General features: G+C 56.5%; 15 protein-coding genes. 4 read left to right on the top strand and 11 right to left on the bottom strand.

Going from position 1 to position 15,603, the window contains the following annotated elements; all coding sequences use genetic code 11:
• Positions 1-39: 39 nt before the first annotated feature.
• The 3 genes from brnQ to phoB all read right to left on the bottom strand — a co-directional run bounded on the left by brnQ (position 40) and on the right by phoB (position 3,775).
• The gene (gene brnQ / locus HWQ15_RS13260) at positions 40-1,359 is read right to left on the bottom strand and encodes a branched-chain amino acid transporter carrier protein BrnQ (RefSeq protein WP_003859118.1); all 1,320 of its coding nucleotides are present in this window, start codon (positions 1,357-1,359) and stop codon (positions 40-42) included.
• Positions 1,360-1,768: 409 nt separating this feature from the next.
• Positions 1,769-3,064, bottom strand: a complete 1,296-nt coding sequence (phoR, locus tag HWQ15_RS13255; RefSeq protein ID WP_063216376.1) for a phosphate regulon sensor histidine kinase PhoR — start codon at positions 3,062-3,064, stop codon at positions 1,769-1,771.
• Between the two features lie 21 nt (positions 3,065-3,085).
• The gene (gene phoB, locus HWQ15_RS13250) at positions 3,086-3,775 is read right to left on the bottom strand and encodes a phosphate response regulator transcription factor PhoB (protein WP_003859122.1); all 690 of its coding nucleotides are present in this window, start codon (positions 3,773-3,775) and stop codon (positions 3,086-3,088) included.
• Positions 3,776-3,962: 187 nt separating this feature from the next.
• Here phoB and sbcD point away from each other — a divergent pair, with 187 nt between their 5' ends.
• The gene (sbcD, locus tag HWQ15_RS13245) at positions 3,963-5,168 is read left to right on the top strand and encodes an exonuclease subunit SbcD (protein ID WP_032624766.1); all 1,206 of its coding nucleotides are present in this window, start codon (positions 3,963-3,965) and stop codon (positions 5,166-5,168) included.
• A complete protein-coding gene (gene sbcC / locus HWQ15_RS13240; protein WP_063149388.1) occupies positions 5,165-8,296 on the top strand; it encodes an exonuclease subunit SbcC in 3,132 nt (1,043 codons plus the stop codon). The genes sbcD and sbcC overlap by 4 nt, the downstream gene beginning before the upstream one ends.
• 87 nt (positions 8,297-8,383) lie before the next feature.
• Here the strand turns inward: sbcC and mak are convergent, their stop codons facing one another.
• A complete protein-coding gene (mak, locus tag HWQ15_RS13235; protein ID WP_063149387.1) occupies positions 8,384-9,289 on the bottom strand; it encodes a fructokinase in 906 nt (301 codons plus the stop codon).
• Between the two features lie 123 nt (positions 9,290-9,412).
• Here mak and rdgC point away from each other — a divergent pair, with 123 nt between their 5' ends.
• Complete coding sequence (gene rdgC / locus HWQ15_RS13230; RefSeq protein WP_006809928.1) at positions 9,413-10,327, top strand: recombination-associated protein RdgC; 915 nt, start codon at positions 9,413-9,415, stop codon at positions 10,325-10,327.
• Between the two features lie 47 nt (positions 10,328-10,374).
• Here the strand turns inward: rdgC and ppnP are convergent, their stop codons facing one another.
• The 5 genes from ppnP to HWQ15_RS13205 all read right to left on the bottom strand — a co-directional run bounded on the left by ppnP (position 10,375) and on the right by HWQ15_RS13205 (position 13,011).
• Entirely contained in the window at positions 10,375-10,662 is a 288-nt protein-coding gene (gene ppnP, locus HWQ15_RS13225) for a pyrimidine/purine nucleoside phosphorylase (RefSeq protein WP_003859131.1), read from the bottom strand.
• A 71-nt stretch (positions 10,663-10,733) separates the two neighbouring features.
• Entirely contained in the window at positions 10,734-11,411 is a 678-nt protein-coding gene (locus HWQ15_RS13220; protein ID WP_003859133.1) for an AroM family protein, read from the bottom strand.
• Between the two features lie 236 nt (positions 11,412-11,647).
• On the bottom strand, positions 11,648-11,839 hold the full coding sequence (gene yaiA / locus HWQ15_RS13215; protein WP_023305565.1) for a protein YaiA: 192 nt from the start codon (positions 11,837-11,839) through the stop codon (positions 11,648-11,650).
• A 44-nt stretch (positions 11,840-11,883) separates the two neighbouring features.
• Positions 11,884-12,408 carry a shikimate kinase AroL gene (aroL, locus tag HWQ15_RS13210; RefSeq protein WP_046620577.1) on the bottom strand — a complete coding sequence of 175 codons (525 nt, stop codon included), beginning with the start codon at positions 12,406-12,408 and terminating at the stop codon, positions 11,884-11,886.
• A gap of 144 nt (positions 12,409-12,552) precedes the next feature.
• A complete protein-coding gene (locus tag HWQ15_RS13205) occupies positions 12,553-13,011 on the bottom strand; it encodes a YaiI/YqxD family protein (RefSeq protein ID WP_022647211.1) in 459 nt (152 codons plus the stop codon).
• A 97-nt stretch (positions 13,012-13,108) separates the two neighbouring features.
• On the opposite strand from HWQ15_RS13205, the gene proC reads away from it, so the two are divergent.
• Entirely contained in the window at positions 13,109-13,918 is an 810-nt protein-coding gene (gene proC / locus HWQ15_RS13200; RefSeq protein ID WP_038415461.1) for a pyrroline-5-carboxylate reductase, read from the top strand.
• Between the two features lie 16 nt (positions 13,919-13,934).
• On the opposite strand, the gene adrA is transcribed toward proC, so the two are convergent.
• Together adrA and psiF are read right to left on the bottom strand one after the other, a co-directional pair.
• Entirely contained in the window at positions 13,935-15,038 is a 1,104-nt protein-coding gene (gene adrA, locus HWQ15_RS13195) for a diguanylate cyclase AdrA (protein ID WP_063149385.1), read from the bottom strand.
• A 102-nt stretch (positions 15,039-15,140) separates the two neighbouring features.
• Complete coding sequence (gene psiF / locus HWQ15_RS13190; protein ID WP_022647208.1) at positions 15,141-15,461, bottom strand: phosphate starvation-inducible protein PsiF; 321 nt, start codon at positions 15,459-15,461, stop codon at positions 15,141-15,143.
• Positions 15,462-15,603: the final 142 nt, after the last annotated feature.

Raw genomic sequence — 15,603 nt, 5'->3', positions numbered from 1 at the left:
GGCCTTAAGCCCCGTGGTTAAACAATTTGTTGCCGTTGATTAATGGGCGTTGGATGTCACCTGACGCCCTGCCGCACGGTCCCAGATAATCGCCAGAACCAGCGCTACAACGGAAGGCATCAGCCAGGCCAGGCCCTGCTCGGACAGCGGCAGACGCTGTGTCCAGGCTGGCAGGATTTCTGCAAATGCTGATGCTTTGATCCCGTCAAGGATACCAAAAATCAGGCTGATAAACATGGCTGGCGCAATAATTCGCGTGGAGTTATGCCACCACGGACGGGTGAAGCTCAGCACTACCAGCACGATACATGGCGGATAGATCGCCGTCAGCACCGGAATTGAGACCTGAATCAGGTGGCTCAGACCGAGGTTTGACACCGCCATGGAGAAGATGCCGAGGATAAACACCAGCGTGCGGTAAGAAAGCGGCAGATACTGAGCGAAGAACTCCGCGCAGGCGCAGGTCAGACCCACCGCCGTCACCAGACAGGCCAGGAAAATCAGCGCCGCCAGCAGCATGCTGCCTGCACCACCAAAGGTGTGCTGCACGTAAGCATGCAGGATCGCCGCGCCGTTTGCGCTCTGATCGACCAGCGTTGCGCTATCTGAACCCAGACGGAACAGCGCCAGATACAGCAGCGTCAGGCCGACACCGGCCATCAGGCCAGCCCAGATGGTGTAGCGAGTCAGCAGACGCGCTTCGGTCACCCCGCGGGAACGCGCGGCGTTAACGATAACGATACCAAACACCATCGCGCCAAGCGTATCCATCGTCAGATAGCCGTTCACGAAACCGTTTGAGAACGCCGCGTTCTGGTAGGCGTCCATCGCGGAGCTGATGGGCCCCGCAGGCCAGACGATGGCCGCAACCGCCAGCACAATCAGCGCCACAATTTTCAGCGGTGCCAGGAAGTTACCCACAGTATCCAGCAGTTTGCCCGGATAGAGAGAAACCAGAATCACGATGGCGAAGTAAATGAGGCTGTAAATAAACAGCGGCATCGCGCCGTCACCGGTCAGCGGGGCAATACCCACTTCAAAGGAGACGGTCGCCGTACGCGGGGTCGCGAACAGCGGGCCAACGGCCAGATAGCAGACGGTTGCCAGCAGAACGCCAGCCACTTTGCCAATCGGGGTGCTGAGGCTGTCCACACCGCCACCGACTTTCGCCAGCGCGATAACGGTCAGTACCGGCAGGCCCACGGCAGTAAGCAGGAAGCCAAACGCAGCCGTCCAGACGTGTTCACCCGCCTGTAAGCCAACCATTGGAGGAAAAATGATGTTACCTGCGCCAACGAACAGCGCAAATGTCATAAAGCCCAGCGCGATAATGTCACGCGATTTCAAGTGATGGGTCATAAAACCTTACTGCCTGTGGATGTGGTGTTGAATACGTTGAGATTTTCGCCATCCCTGACGGGACGATACAGCGGAAAATTTGCTCAATTTCAGCGGGATATGCTCCCGTCCAGGCGTGGCGAAGAATAGTTTTTCGATTTACCACGCAAATACAGTCGGTCTGACAGTATATGGGGGGCAATTTAAACGCTTATAACGTTTAAAGGCAAGAAGGGATCGTAAAACCAGAACAATATGCCAGCATGAAAATTCAGGCCAACATAATATGCCATGTATAAGAAAAACTCATGGCTAATCATGCGAACAAAAAAGCACCAGCCGTATAATATTCACTCGCGTTTCGCTTGACTGCAAAGCAAACGGGCCAGCAATCGCTGGCCCGTGGAAAGGTAGCCTGACACACACGCTGTCAGGCACTTTTTTTGGCAATTAATCGTTCCGGAATCACGAAGCTAAAGCGCGTGCCCTTACCCAGGCTGCTTTCGATATTGAGCCGGCTTTCGTGGTGGCTGACGGCATGCTTCACAATTGCCAGCCCCAGTCCGCTCCCGCCGGTCTGCCGCGAGCGCGCCTTATCCACCCGGTAGAACCGTTCGGTGAGACGCGGGAGGTGTTCAGGCCCAATCCCCGGCCCGTTGTCCTCGACGCTAAACTCAGCCCCTGCCGGAGTATGCTGCCACCGCACCGCGATATGCGTCCCTGTCGGGGTATGATTCACGGCGTTATAGACCAAGTTTGAGATAGCGCTTCGCAGCTCATCTTCACTGCCGAGCACTTTCAGCGTGTTATCAACATCAAAACTCAGGGTGTGTTGATTATGGCTCAGCGTTTGGGCTTCGCGCTCCACCACTCGCAGCATCATCGGCACATCAATGATGTCGTTTAGCGCCAGCGACGGGGCAGCCTCAATTTTTGAAAGCGTTAGTAGCTGTTTGACCAGCCCTTCCATGCGGAACGTCTGTTCGCGCATGGTATGCAGCGCTTTCTCACGCGGCGCCCCCTCAAGCGTTTGCTCCTGCATCATCTCCAGATAGCCCTGAAGCACCGTCAACGGCGTACGCAGCTCGTGGCTGACGTTGGCAAAGAAGTTACGTCTCGCGCCCTCAAGCTGATGCATCTGGGTGACATCCCGCGCCACCATCAGCCACTGCCGATCGCTGTAGGGCATCACGCGAATTTCAAGATGGCGACCGTTATTGAGCTTCAAATTGTGCGGACGACTAAAATCACGCGTTTTCAGATACAGCGTGAACTCGGGATAGCGCAGAAGGTTGAGGATGTTCTGACCGTTATCATCCGGCCAGCGCAGGCCCAACAGCTGCTGTGCGAGGCCATTGCACCAGAAGATGGTCCCTTCTTCCGTCGTCAGGATCACTGCGTCCGGCAGCGACTCCGCGCCGCTGCGAAAGCGTTTTATCAGGCTTCCCAGCTCACGACGGCGCTTTTTATTACGCATCTGCATCTGGTGCAGGCCGTAGAGTAGCGGTTCCCAGCTCCCGCTTCCCGGCGGGGGTGTCATACTTCTGTCGACCCACAGCCACCAGGAAAGACGCAGTAAATTCCAGAAATGCCAGACGAGCAACCCCGTCACGGCCACCAGTAAAAACCACGGCAGATAGCCAAAAATAGCCCCCAGAATGAGGGCCGGAATGCAGCATAAGATCAGTTCAAAGACGAGCCTTTTCCATGACAGACGTTCCAGCACGCGTCACACTCCTGTCATTGTTCAGAAACGGGTCGAGAAGCGATAACCCGTGCCGCGGACCGTCTGTACCATGCGATCGTGGCCGCTCAGTTCCAGTGCTTTACGCAGGCGGCGAATATGGACGTCAACCGTTCGGTCTTCGACATAGACGTTAGTTCCCCAGACGTTATTCAGCAACTGTTCGCGGCTGTAAACGCGCTCCGGGTGTGTCATAAAGAAGTGCAGGAGTTTAAATTCGGTGGGGCCCATATCGAGGGGATTTTCACCGGTCATGACCCGGTGTGAGGTAGGATCCAGGCTCAGGCCCTGCATCTCAATCACCTCTTCCACCGCCATCGGTGAAATACGGCGCATCACGGCTTTGATACGCGCCACCAGCTCTTTTGGAGAGAATGGCTTGGTGATGTAATCGTCCGCGCCGGTTTCCAGACCGCGCACGCGATCCTCTTCCTCACCGCGCGCCGTCAGCATCACCACCGGGATATCGCGGGTCATCGCCTCGCGTTTGATATGCTTGATAAACTGCAATCCGGAACCGCCAGGCAGCATCCAGTCCAGCAGGATCAGATCGGGCCAGGGTTCATTCAGCTGGTTCACCGCGCTGTCATAATCTTCCGCTTCAACCGGCTGGAAGCCATTTTGTTCAAGCACGAAGCACACCATTTCACGGATCGGAGCTTCATCTTCTACGACCAGAATACGTCTCGCCATACTTTGCCCTGTCTTATCGTATTTAAGTTACAAGTCTGTAATGCGGCGTCATTATGCGTCAGATTTATGACAGATTTATGAAAAACATTACCACGATAAATAGCAAACTGTTGTTTTATTACAGCGGTTATTTTCCGTTCCCCGAACGTTTATAATCCTGCTTTCTTATTATTGCCACGGATCTCTTATGCGCATACTTCACACCTCAGACTGGCACCTGGGTCAAAATTTTTACAGCAAAAGCCGCGCCGCGGAACATGAAGCGTTCCTGAACTGGCTGCTGGAGACGGCTCAGGCTCACGAGGTGGACGCAATTATTGTGGCGGGCGACATTTTTGATACCGGATCGCCGCCGAGCTATGCGCGTGAGCTGTACAACCGTTTTGTGGTCAACCTCCAGCAAACCGGTTGTCACCTGGTGATTGTCGCCGGAAACCATGACTCGGTGGCGACGCTGAATGAATCCCGCGATATTCTGGCGTTCCTCAATACCACCGTGGTGGCCAGCGCCGGACACGCGCCGCAGATCCTGAAAAAACGTGACGGCACGCCGGGCGCGGTGCTATGCCCAATTCCGTTTTTACGCCCGCGCGATATCGTGCAAAGCCAGGCAGGCCTGTCCGGGAGCGAAAAACAGCAGCATCTGTTGCAGGCCATCACCCGCTATTATCACCAGCAGCATACGGAAGCCTGCGCCCTGCGCGGCGAACAGGCCATTCCGATCGTTGCCACCGGGCACCTCACCACCGTCGGGGCCAGTAAGAGTGATGCGGTGCGCGAGATTTATATCGGGACGCTGGACGCGTTTCCCGCGCAAAACTTTCCCCCCGCCGACTATATTGCCCTCGGGCATATTCACCGGGCCCAGATCGTCGGGGGCTGCGAGCATATTCGCTACTGCGGCTCGCCCATTTCCCTCAGTTTTGACGAAACGGGCAAAGCCAAATCCGTGCATCTGGTGAGCTTCACCGAAGGCAAACTTAGCGCCGTTGAGACGCTTGAGGTGCCGGTCACCCAGCCGCTGGCAGTGCTGAAAGGCGATCTGGCCGCCATTACCGCTCAGCTTGAGCAGTGGCGCGGCGCAGTGCTTAATCCCCCCGTCTGGCTCGATATCGAAATCGCCACCGATGACTACCTGTACGATATGCAGCGTAAAATTCAGACGCTGACGGAAGACCTTCCCGTAGAGGTGCTGCTGGTACGTCGCAGCCGCGAGCAGCGCGAGAAAATTCTGCTGAACGCCCAGCGTGAAACGCTTAGCGAACTTCGGGTTGAAGAGGTGTTCGCGCGGCGGCTTGCGCATGAAGAAGTGGACGAGGCCAGGCGCACCAGGCTTAACGAGCTGTTTGCCCATACCCTGCATTCCCTCAATGACGAGGACGAAAACGCATGAAAATTCTGAGCCTGCGTCTGAAAAATCTGAATTCGCTAAAGGGTGAGTGGAAAATCGATTTCACCGCGGAGCCTTTCGCCAGCAATGGGCTATTTGCCATCACCGGCGCAACCGGCGCGGGTAAAACCACGCTGCTGGATGCCATCTGCCTGGCGCTTTACCACGAAACACCGCGTCTTAATAAGGTATCTCAGGCACAAAACGACCTGATGACGCGCGATACCGCCGAATGCCTGGCTGAAGTGGAATTTGAGGTCAAAGGCGTTGCTTATCGCGCTTTCTGGAGCCAGAACCGCGCCCGCAACCAGCCAGACGGGAACTTACAGGCACCACGCGTTGAGCTGGCCCGCTGCGAAGACGGCAAAATTCTGGCCGATAAAGTCACGGATAAGCTGGAACAAACCGCCGCACTCACCGGGCTGGACTATGGTCGCTTTACCCGCTCGATGTTGCTCTCACAGGGGCAGTTTGCCGCCTTCCTGAATGCTAAACCGAGCGATCGCGCAGAGCTGCTGGAAGAACTGACCGGCACGGAAATTTACGGCCAGATTTCCGCCATGGTTTTTGAAAAACACAAAGCGGCACGCAACGCGCTGGAGATGTGCGAAGCGCAGGCCGCAGGCGTTGTGCTGCTGAGCGAGGAACAGCAGCAGCACTTGCAGCAAAGTTTGCAGGCACTTACTGATGAAGAAAAAATCCTGCTGGCACAGCAGCAGAGCCAACAGAAAGATTTTCAGTGGCTTACGCGTAACGACGAGCTGATACGTGAGCAGCAACGCGCAGCCGCTTCGCAGCAGCAGGCGCAACAGGCTCTGACGGACGCCGCGCCGCAACTGGCGAAGCTCCAGCTGGCACAGCCCGCCGCCCAGCTACGTCCGCTGTGGGAGTATCAGCAGGAGCAGACCACCCGCCTGGCGCAGACAACAGCGCGAATTGTTGAAGTAAATACTCGCTTACTCGACAGAGCGGCGCAGCGCTCGCGTATTCGCAACGGTGCGCTGCGCAACCGTGAACAGTTGCAGACAGAACACAGGGTACTGACGCAGTGGCTAACCGAACACGATCGTTTCCGTCAGTGGGGGCAGGAAATTGCCGGCTGGCGGGCGCATTTTACGCAACTGAGTCGCGATAAAAATCAGCTTGTGGCCCAGTCAGCGCGCATAGCTGAGCTTCGTCAGAAGCTGGCTGAGATGCCGGAGAGTACGTTGACGCTGACGGCTGAGGATCTCGCGAAGGCAATGGAGCAACAGGCACAATCGCGGGCGCTCCGCCAGCGCCTGACTGCGCTTCACGCTCGCTATCAGCCGCTGCAAAAACGGCTGCGTCAGAATGCGGAAAGCGTGCAGAAAGCGCAGGCTGAGCAGGCTAAGCTCAATGAAACGCTGATCCTGCGGCGTCAGCAGTTCAAAGAGAAAAATCAGCACTATGCCGACCTGAAAGCGCTCTGTGAGCGTGAGGCAACAATCAAGGATCTTGAGAACTATCGTGCACAGCTCGAAGCGGGTAAACCTTGCCCGCTCTGCGGTTCAAGCGAACATCCGGCAGTTGTGCAGTATCAGGCGCTTGAACTGACCGACAATCAGCGCCGCCGCGACGCGCTGGAGAAAGAGGTTGCCGCGCTAAAAGAGGAAGGATTGCTGGTGCTCGGGCAGGTGAATGCGCTCACCCAACAGATCCAGCGCGAGACAGAGGAAGTACAGGCCCTCTCTCAGGAAGAGCAAGCACTCACTAAAGAGTGGCTGGAGGTCTGCACCTCCCTGAACATAGCGCTGAATATTCAGGATGATATTGCCCCCTGGATGAGCGAACAGGAGCAGTATGAACGCCATCTGTATCAGCTTAGCCAGCGTCTGACGCTGCAAAACCAGCTCAATGAACAGGAAGATCAGGCGCGCCAGTACCAGCAGCAGCTGACGGCGACGCGTCAGGCGCTGGCAGCCTCGCTAGAGTCGCTGTCGCTTAGCGTGCCCGATGAAGGGGCCGAAAGCGCCTGGCTGAGCGCACGCGAAGCTGAATATACCCGCTGGCAGGAAAAACAGGCCCAGCACGGTACGATTCAGGAACGTATTAACGTCCTGATGCCCATCCTGGAGACGCTGCCGGATTCTGATGACGCAGAAGCCGACGCGGTTATCCCTGAGAACTGGCGCGGCATCCATGACGAATGCGTGTCGCTACAAAGCCAGCTCGCCACCCTACAGCAGCAGGAGACGCTTGAGCGTGAACGGCTTCAGCAGTCGCAGGCTCAGTTCAGCGCCGCGCTGACCGCGAGCTGCTTTGCCAGTCAGGAGGCATTTCTCTCCGCCCTGCTGGATGAAGCGTCGATCCGCCAGCTTGAACAACAAAAGCAGACGCTGGAGAACCAGCTCCAGCAGGCCACGGCGCTCTCCGTACAGGCAAACCAGCAGCTTCAGGCGCATCAGGCACAGCGCCCCGAGGGGCTGGAAACCGACGCCGCAACCCTTCAGGCGCAGTTACACCAGCTGGCGCAACAGCTTCGTGAAAACACCACGCATCAGGGGGAGATCCGCCAGCAGCTCAAGCAGGACGGTGATAACCGTCTGCACCAGCAGGCGCTTATGCAGCAGATTGAGGAGGCGGCGCGTCAGGCTGACGACTGGGGCTATCTCAATGCGCTGATAGGCTCCAGCACCGGCGATAAATTCCGTAAATTCGCCCAGGGGCTGACGCTGGATAACCTGGTGTGGCTTGCCAACCAGCAGCTCAACCGTCTGCATGGCCGCTATCTGCTTCAGCGTAAAGCCAGCGACGCGCTGGAGCTGGAGGTGGTTGATACCTGGCAGGCCGATGCGGTACGCGATACCCGTACCCTGTCCGGCGGGGAAAGTTTCCTCGTCAGTCTGGCGCTGGCTTTAGCGCTTTCCGATCTGGTCAGTCACAAAACGCGCATTGACTCGCTTTTCCTGGATGAAGGGTTCGGCACGCTCGACAGCGAAACGCTGGACACCGCGCTGGATGCGCTCGACGCGCTGAACGCCACCGGGAAAACCATCGGCGTGATCAGCCACGTAGAGGCAATGAAAGAACGTATTCCGGTGCAGATCAAGGTGAAGAAGATAAACGGGCTAGGGTATAGCAGGCTGGACAGGGAGTTTGCGGTGCAGTAAATGGGGGATGTTGCCCTCACCCTGGCCCTCTCTCTGTGGGAGAGGGTTCAAACATCAAAAACGGCAACGCAAGTTGCCGTTTTGCGTTTATTCCGGCCAGAGCCACGCCGCGCCGCGCACACCGCTGGAATCTCCATGGACGGCTTTGCGGATCGGCGTTTCGCATTCGCCCCCAAATACCCACTGTTTCACCAGCGTTGGCACCGTCGCGTACAGCCGGTCAACGTTGCTCATGCCGCCGCCCAGCACAATCACGTCCGGATCGAGGATATTGATCACATGCGCCAGTGATTTAGCCAACCGCATTTCGTAGCGGCTGAGCGCCAGTTCAGCCACCGGATCCTGCTCCTCAACCAGACGCATAATCTCGTTACCTTTCAGCGGCTGACCGCTCAGACGATGATAATCGGTGGCAAACCCCGTGCCGGAAATAAAGGTCTCAATACAGCCCTGCTTGCCACAGTAGCACGGTACTTCGGCGCGGTATTTGAGTTCATCTTCATCCATCCACGGCAACGGATTGTGCCCCCACTCGCCCGCGGTGCCGTTGCCGCCAATATGCGAGCGCCCACCGAACGCCACGCCCGCCCCGCAGCCGGTGCCGATAATGACCGCAAATACGGTCTGCGCGCCAGCCGCTGCGCCATCTACGGCCTCAGAGACCGCCAGGCAGTTAGCGTCATTCGCCAGACGCACCTCCCGGTTCAGGCGTTCGCTTAAGTCTTTATCAAACGGCTGACCGTTGAGCCAGGTGGAGTTGGCGTTTTTCACCACGCCGGTATACGGCGAAATGGAGCCGGGGATCCCCATCCCGACCGTGCCCGTCTCGCCCGTTGCCTGCTCTACCATATCGACCAGGCGGGCAATCGTCTCTATGGTCTGGTGATAATCATCGCGCGGCGTAGGCAGACGGTGGCGAAACAGTTGCTCCCCCTGCTCGCTCAACGCAATAACTTCTGTTTTGGTGCCGCCCAAATCAATCCCAATACGCACAAGACACTCCTCATTATTTTGATTATCAACAGAGTAGAAGCCCACTTCCCGATTAGCAATGCAAGCGATGCGACAATTCGTTATCATGCCCGCTGATTTAACGACAAGGCCGTGGAAATTATCATGCTGTGGTTCAAAAATTTGATGGTTTACCGTCTCAGCCGCGACGTTTCGCTGCGTGCAGAAGAGATGGAAAAACAGTTAGCCGCTTACTCCTTTACCCCTTGCGGTAGCCAGGATATGGCAAAAACCGGCTGGGTTCCGCCAATGGGTTCTCAAAGCGATGCGCTGACCCACGCCAGCAGCACGGGGCAAATCATCGTTTGCGCCCGCAAAGAAGAGAAGATCCTGCCGACGCCTGTGGTGAAGCAGGCGCTCGAAGCGAAGATCTTCAAGCTGGAAGCTGAACAGGGCCGTAAGCTTAAAAAAACCGAAAAAGATTCACTGAAGGATGAAGTGCTGCACTCGCTGCTGCCGCGCGCCTTTAGCCGCTTTAGCCAGACCATGATGTGGATCGACACCGTGAACGGGCTGATCATGGTCGACTGCGCCAGCGCCAAAAAAGCGGAAGATACGCTGGCGCTGCTGCGTAAGAGCCTTGGCTCATTACCGGTGGTACCGCTGGCACTGGAGACGCCGATTGAGCTGACCCTGACTGAGTGGGTGCGCAGCGGGACTGCCGCGCAGGGCTTCCAGATCCTTGATGAAGCAGAGCTGAAAGCGCTGCTGGAAGATGGCGGCGTGATCCGCGCGAAGAAACAGGATCTGGTGAGCGACGAGATCGCCGTGCACATTGAAGCGGGCAAAGTGGTGACTAAACTGGCACTCGACTGGCAGCAGCGCATTCAGTTTGTGATGTGTGATGACGGCTCCGTGAAGCGCCTTAAATTCTGCGATGAACTGCGCGATCAGAACGAAGATATCGACCGCGAAGATTATGCTCAGCGCTTTGACGCAGACTTTATCCTGATGACCGGCGAGCTGGCGGCGCTGATCCAGAACCTGGTGGAAGGTCTCGGCGGCGAAGCGCAGCGTTGACAGGCAAAACGTAGGCCGGGTAAGCGAATGCGCCACCCGGCATGCTTTTATTTCAGATAGCGGCACAGATAAGAGGTTGGCTCTGCAACCTGCAAATGGAACTCGCTGTGGCCCGGCACGTTGAACACCTGCCCGGCACTATAGACTTTCCACTCCGTTTCACCCGGCAGCAGGACGTTCAGCGCACCACTGACCACCGTCATCTCTTCCGCTTCTGCGGTGCCAAAGGTGTATTCCCCTTCCGCCATGACGCCGACACTGGCGCGGCCAGTGCTGCTGCTGGTAAAACCAATGGATTTCACTTTACCGGAAAAGTATTCGTTACTTTGAAGCATGAACTGGCCCTTATATTTATTGAGAAAAATCCACTATAGGGGCCATGCTCATGACCTGTCACGCAAAATCATTACACCAGTAATTCTGACGCCAGGCGCGCCATCAGGACGTTAGAGAGCAGCACCGGAACATCCAGCGCCTTTTGCAGTAAATCACGATGCCGCTGATGGAAGCCCAGGCAGTCGAGCATCAGGACATCCGCCCCTCTGTCGATCAACTCCTGCCCGGCCGCAATCAGCTTCGCTTCGCTGTCCCAGAACGGGTTTGCCAGCGCGTACAACGGGGTGTGCTCCAGCGCGGCCCACTTCACCGTCTGGTTATCCAGCAGTTCTTCTACGGGAACGATAACGCCCACCTGATGACCATCAACAATTGACGCCACCAGCGGGGGGATAATCCGCATCGGTTCGAGCAGAATGGCATTACGCGCGCTGAGTCCTTTAACGGGTGCTGTGCTCATCAGCAAAATGACGTCATAGTCCTGATTGTCGAGCACTTCGATCACACCCTGTAGCGCGCGCTCAATTTTCTGGCGTGACACGTGCGCCAGTTTACCGTCACTGAGTAACGTTGCCAGGGGATCTTCCCCCTCTCCGACCGCGTAGTCTTCCATGACCTCTTCCCGACTGAGCTTCCCTAACAGACTGAGATGCGTAATTTGTTGTTCAGAGACATGCTCGGTTAAGAGCGGTAATACTTCGCTTACAGGCACCACACCAATCGTGAGGATCGCCAACGTCGCCTTCATTTTGATCGCCTTCCGTTACTACCACAACTGCCACACAAGTACAGGCTCACTACGCTGCACTGTTCATTTTTTCAACAAAACAGCACCAAGCGTAGCAGGGGATCTCTACACCGTAATGTAAAGATCGACTGGCCTTTCCAAATCTACCTGTAATAACTAAATATTAACTGCTGCTTAACATCAGCGATAAGTTAAAAATGTGATTCAGGCACGGTTGTAACGAATTCGGATTCTTGTCAGGACTTCTCGGGATCCTCATAGCGCCGTTTCGCATCCAGCGCTTCCTGTTCGGTTTCATGTTCGCTGATCAGCGAATCAGGTTTAGGGTGATCGGCACGCAGCTGGTACCAGGTTACGGTCTGATCGCTATTACCTTTTTCAACGGTAACGATGCGGGCTTCACGTGGATAGGGAGGTCTGGTTGGCATAGCTCATCCTTTTTTTATGTCTGAGCTATGAGTATAGACGGCTGTCAGCTGGCGCAAGCCAAACGCAGGGCGGTAATAATCTGAATCGCAACTTTCTCGGGTGACGCTGACGCATCCACAACGTGGTGTGCCGCCTCGCGGTACAGTGCATCGCGTTCGGCGAGGACCTCGCTGACCTCTTCACTCAGCGGTTTCGCGGTCAGCGCCGGGCGCTGCCCTTCTTCCGGAAACGCCTCCAGCCGCCCCACCAGCGTAGAAACCGGGGCACAGAGGTATATTACGACACCCTTTTCGCGCATAAACTGGCGGTTATACGGCGCCAGAATAATGCCTCCACCGGTCGCAATCACGGTCGACGGTGCGGTCACCGCTTCCATCGTGGCCGTTTCGCGCGCACGAAAGCTCTCCCACCCCTCATTCTCCACGATATCGGCGATGGTCTTACCGGCATTCTCCTGGAGCCAGTGGTCAGTATCGACAAACTGACTCTGGCACAGACGCGCCAGCTCCAGACCAACGGTGGTTTTCCCACAGCCGCGAGGGCCAACTAAAAAGATGGGTGGGTTCATAACCAGGTGTTCCCCTTGCTGCCGGATAACTGAAGGCTGTAAAGAAATGATTGCAGAAGATGTTGCGCTAACTTTACTGCAAAGCGGTACGGAATGACAAGCCTGTGGAAGCCACACTGTACCACAAAACAGCCCGGAGGTGGGCTACGCCGGGCGGCGCTTCACTTCCAGCAGCCATTTATCCAGCTCGGCGGCAAACTGCTGGCGATCGCGCTGCGACAGGCTGTCCGGCCCACCGGTTTGCACGCCGCTGGAACGCAGGGTATCCATAAAATCACGCATGGTGAGCTTCTCCCGGATCGTTGCCGGAGAGTAGCGCTCGCCGCGCGGGTTAAGCGCCGCGGCCCCCTTCGCCAGCACGTCGGCAGCCAGCGGGATATCCGCGGTGATCACCAGATCTCCTGCGTCACACAGGCGTACTATCTCATTATCTGCCACGTCGAACCCGGCCGGCACGCGCAGAGAACGAATGAACCTGGAGGGCGGCACGCGGATATTCTGGTTCGCCACCAGCGTCATCGGCATCTGCACCCGCTCGGCGGCGCGGAATAAAATCTCTTTAATCACATTCGGACACGCGTCCGCATCAACCCAAATCGCCATAGTGTCTCCCCATTATGATTCTGGCGACTATTGTCGCCTGCATTTCGTTGTTAAGCTATCAATGAGAGATAACAACGCATAATAACGGAGAGACGTGATGGATAAGAAAATCGGGTTTATCGGCTGCGGAAACATGGGTAAAGCTATCCTCGGTGGACTGATAGCCAGCGGCCAGGTGCTGCCAGGGCAGATTTGGGTCTATACCCCATCCCCGGATAAAGTCGCGGCGCTGCGTGATGAGTATGGTATCAACGCCGCCGAAAGCGCGCAGGAAGTGGCTCAGGTGGCGGACATTGTCTTTGGCGCCGTTAAGCCAAATATCATGATTAAAGTCCTGAGCGAGATCACCTCCAGCCTGAACAAAGAGAGCCTGGTGGTGTCGATTGCCGCAGGCGTGACCCTCGACCAACTCGCCCGCGCGCTGGGGCACGACCGTAAGATTGTTCGCGCCATGCCAAACACCCCGTCGCTGGTAAATGCCGGTATGACCTCCGTTACCCCGAACGCGCTGGTTACTTCTGAAGAGGTGGCGGATGTATTGAACATTTTCCGCTGCTTCGGCGAAGCGGAAGTGATTGCCGAACCGATGATCCACCCGGTTGTCGGCGTGAGCGGTTCTGCCCCGGCGTATGTCTTTATGTTTATCGAAGCCATGGCCGATGCCGCCGTACTTGGCGGTATGCCGCGCGCGCAGGCCTACAAATTTGCAGCGCAGGCGGTGATGGGCTCGGCCAAAATGGTGCTGGAAACGGGTAAACATCCGGGCGAACTGAAAGATATGGTGTGCTCGCCGGGGGGCACAACCATTGAAGCCGTGCGCGTGCTGGAAGAGCGCGGGTTCCGCTCCGCCGTGATCGAGGCGATGGAAAAATGCATGGAAAAATCAGAGAAGCTGAGTAAGTCCTGATGCGTTACGCCGGGCGTCAGGCGGCCACTTCGGTGCGACCCCGTCCGGCATTTTTGGCTTTATAGAGGGCCACGTCCGCGGCCTTTAGCCATTCACGATAGTGCGTGAACTGCGCCCCCCAGGGGGCAACCCCAACGCTGATACACAACCTTGCCATAGGTGCTCCGTGCAGCGGCATGTTGACCAGCCTTTCATGGACGCGCGCCATCGCCGCAATCGCGTTTTCGGCAGGCGTGCCGGACATGATCACCGCAAATTCATCTCCCCCGAAGCGGCCAATATAATCGCCTGCGCGCAGGGTCAGCTGAAGCTGGCGCGTGATGGCGACAATCGCTTCATCCCCCACGTCATGCCCCCAGGTGTCGTTGATCGTCTTGAAGTGATCGATATCGATGAGCAGTATCGTCGCCTGTCGATGGCTGCGACGGCAGGCCTCAAATTCGTTACGCAGCAACGTTTCCCAGTGACGGCGATTGAACACGCCGGTCATTCCGTCGCGGGTACTCATCAGCTCAAGCCGACGCTTATGCTCTGCCAGCCGGATCGCCGTGCGGTGGCTGAGCCAGGCAAACAGCATGGGGTAGACCACCAGCACGGGGAGCGTCAGCCACAACGCCAGCGGTTCAGAGGTCAATAGCACAGGAGTATCCGTGGATTGCACGGTGAGCAGGGCAGACAGAGCAAGCAGCGCAAGTCCTGTCAGAAATAAGCGGCATCCCCCCGATCCCATCATGTTCATGCCGATCATCACGATCAGCGCCGCCGTTGGCAGCGCATTGAACCCTATTAATCCCACCCAGACGCCAGCAATGATGGCATCGATTTTCAGATTAACGATTTCACCGCTGTGGGGGCAGGTCGAACGAAAAGCCAGCTGCCAGGCCAGATGGGGCCAGACAAAGACCCAGCCCACCAATAACAACCACCAGACGCCAGAAAGAAGCAGACTCACCAGAACGCTGGCAAGCGGAACAAACAGCGCCGCCAGACCAACGATGCGTGCCAGCCGTATTCGCCGGGCAAATCGCAGACCGGAACGGTATGAGTCATCCTGAGAAAGCTGCTGATACCACGCTTCCCGAATGTTCTCGTGATTGTCATAAAACTCATCATTCATCATTTTTGGGAATATTCTGAAACATTTTCCCAAATTATAGAGAGGGGGATAGCGGGGAAAGTATGAAATTTTGGGTGAGCCACAGCCGTGACTCACCCATTAGCACTACGCCTGTTTTTTCAGGCACGCGCTCATAAACTTGCTGCGATCGTCGCCTTTCAGCATCTGCTGTGTCGCCTGGGCATTGCACTCGCGCATTTTTTGCTGCTGCGGGGTCAGGCTTTTTTCACCCGGTTTGGTCGTACCATTTTTAAGGCAGTCGCTCATATACGTTTTACGGGCATCCCCTTTCAGACTTTGCGAGGTCGCCTGTTGGTTACAGGTCGTCATGCGCTGCTGCTGGGGCGTTAACGTTTTCTCTTCCGCATGTGCTGAGGCGATCAGACACAGGCCAGAGAGCAGGGTAACAAGTATTGTTGTTTTCATTGCACCATCCTTTATGTGAAGTTCCACGTTAAGTCTGGTTCGTTACGGGAAAAAAACCACCCTGCGGCCATGATTTTCACCGTGATTCAGGGTTATTTCAGTCCCGTCGCAGCGCGATTATTATTAACCGGTTTCGCAGGAA

The sequence above is a fragment of the Enterobacter sp. DSM 30060 genome, assembly GCF_013375955.1.
GTDB classification, from domain to species: Bacteria; Pseudomonadota; Gammaproteobacteria; order Enterobacterales; family Enterobacteriaceae; genus Enterobacter; species Enterobacter intestinihominis.
Note: the sequence above shows the minus strand (reverse complement) of the source record. Positions and strands in the feature narration are given on the sequence as shown.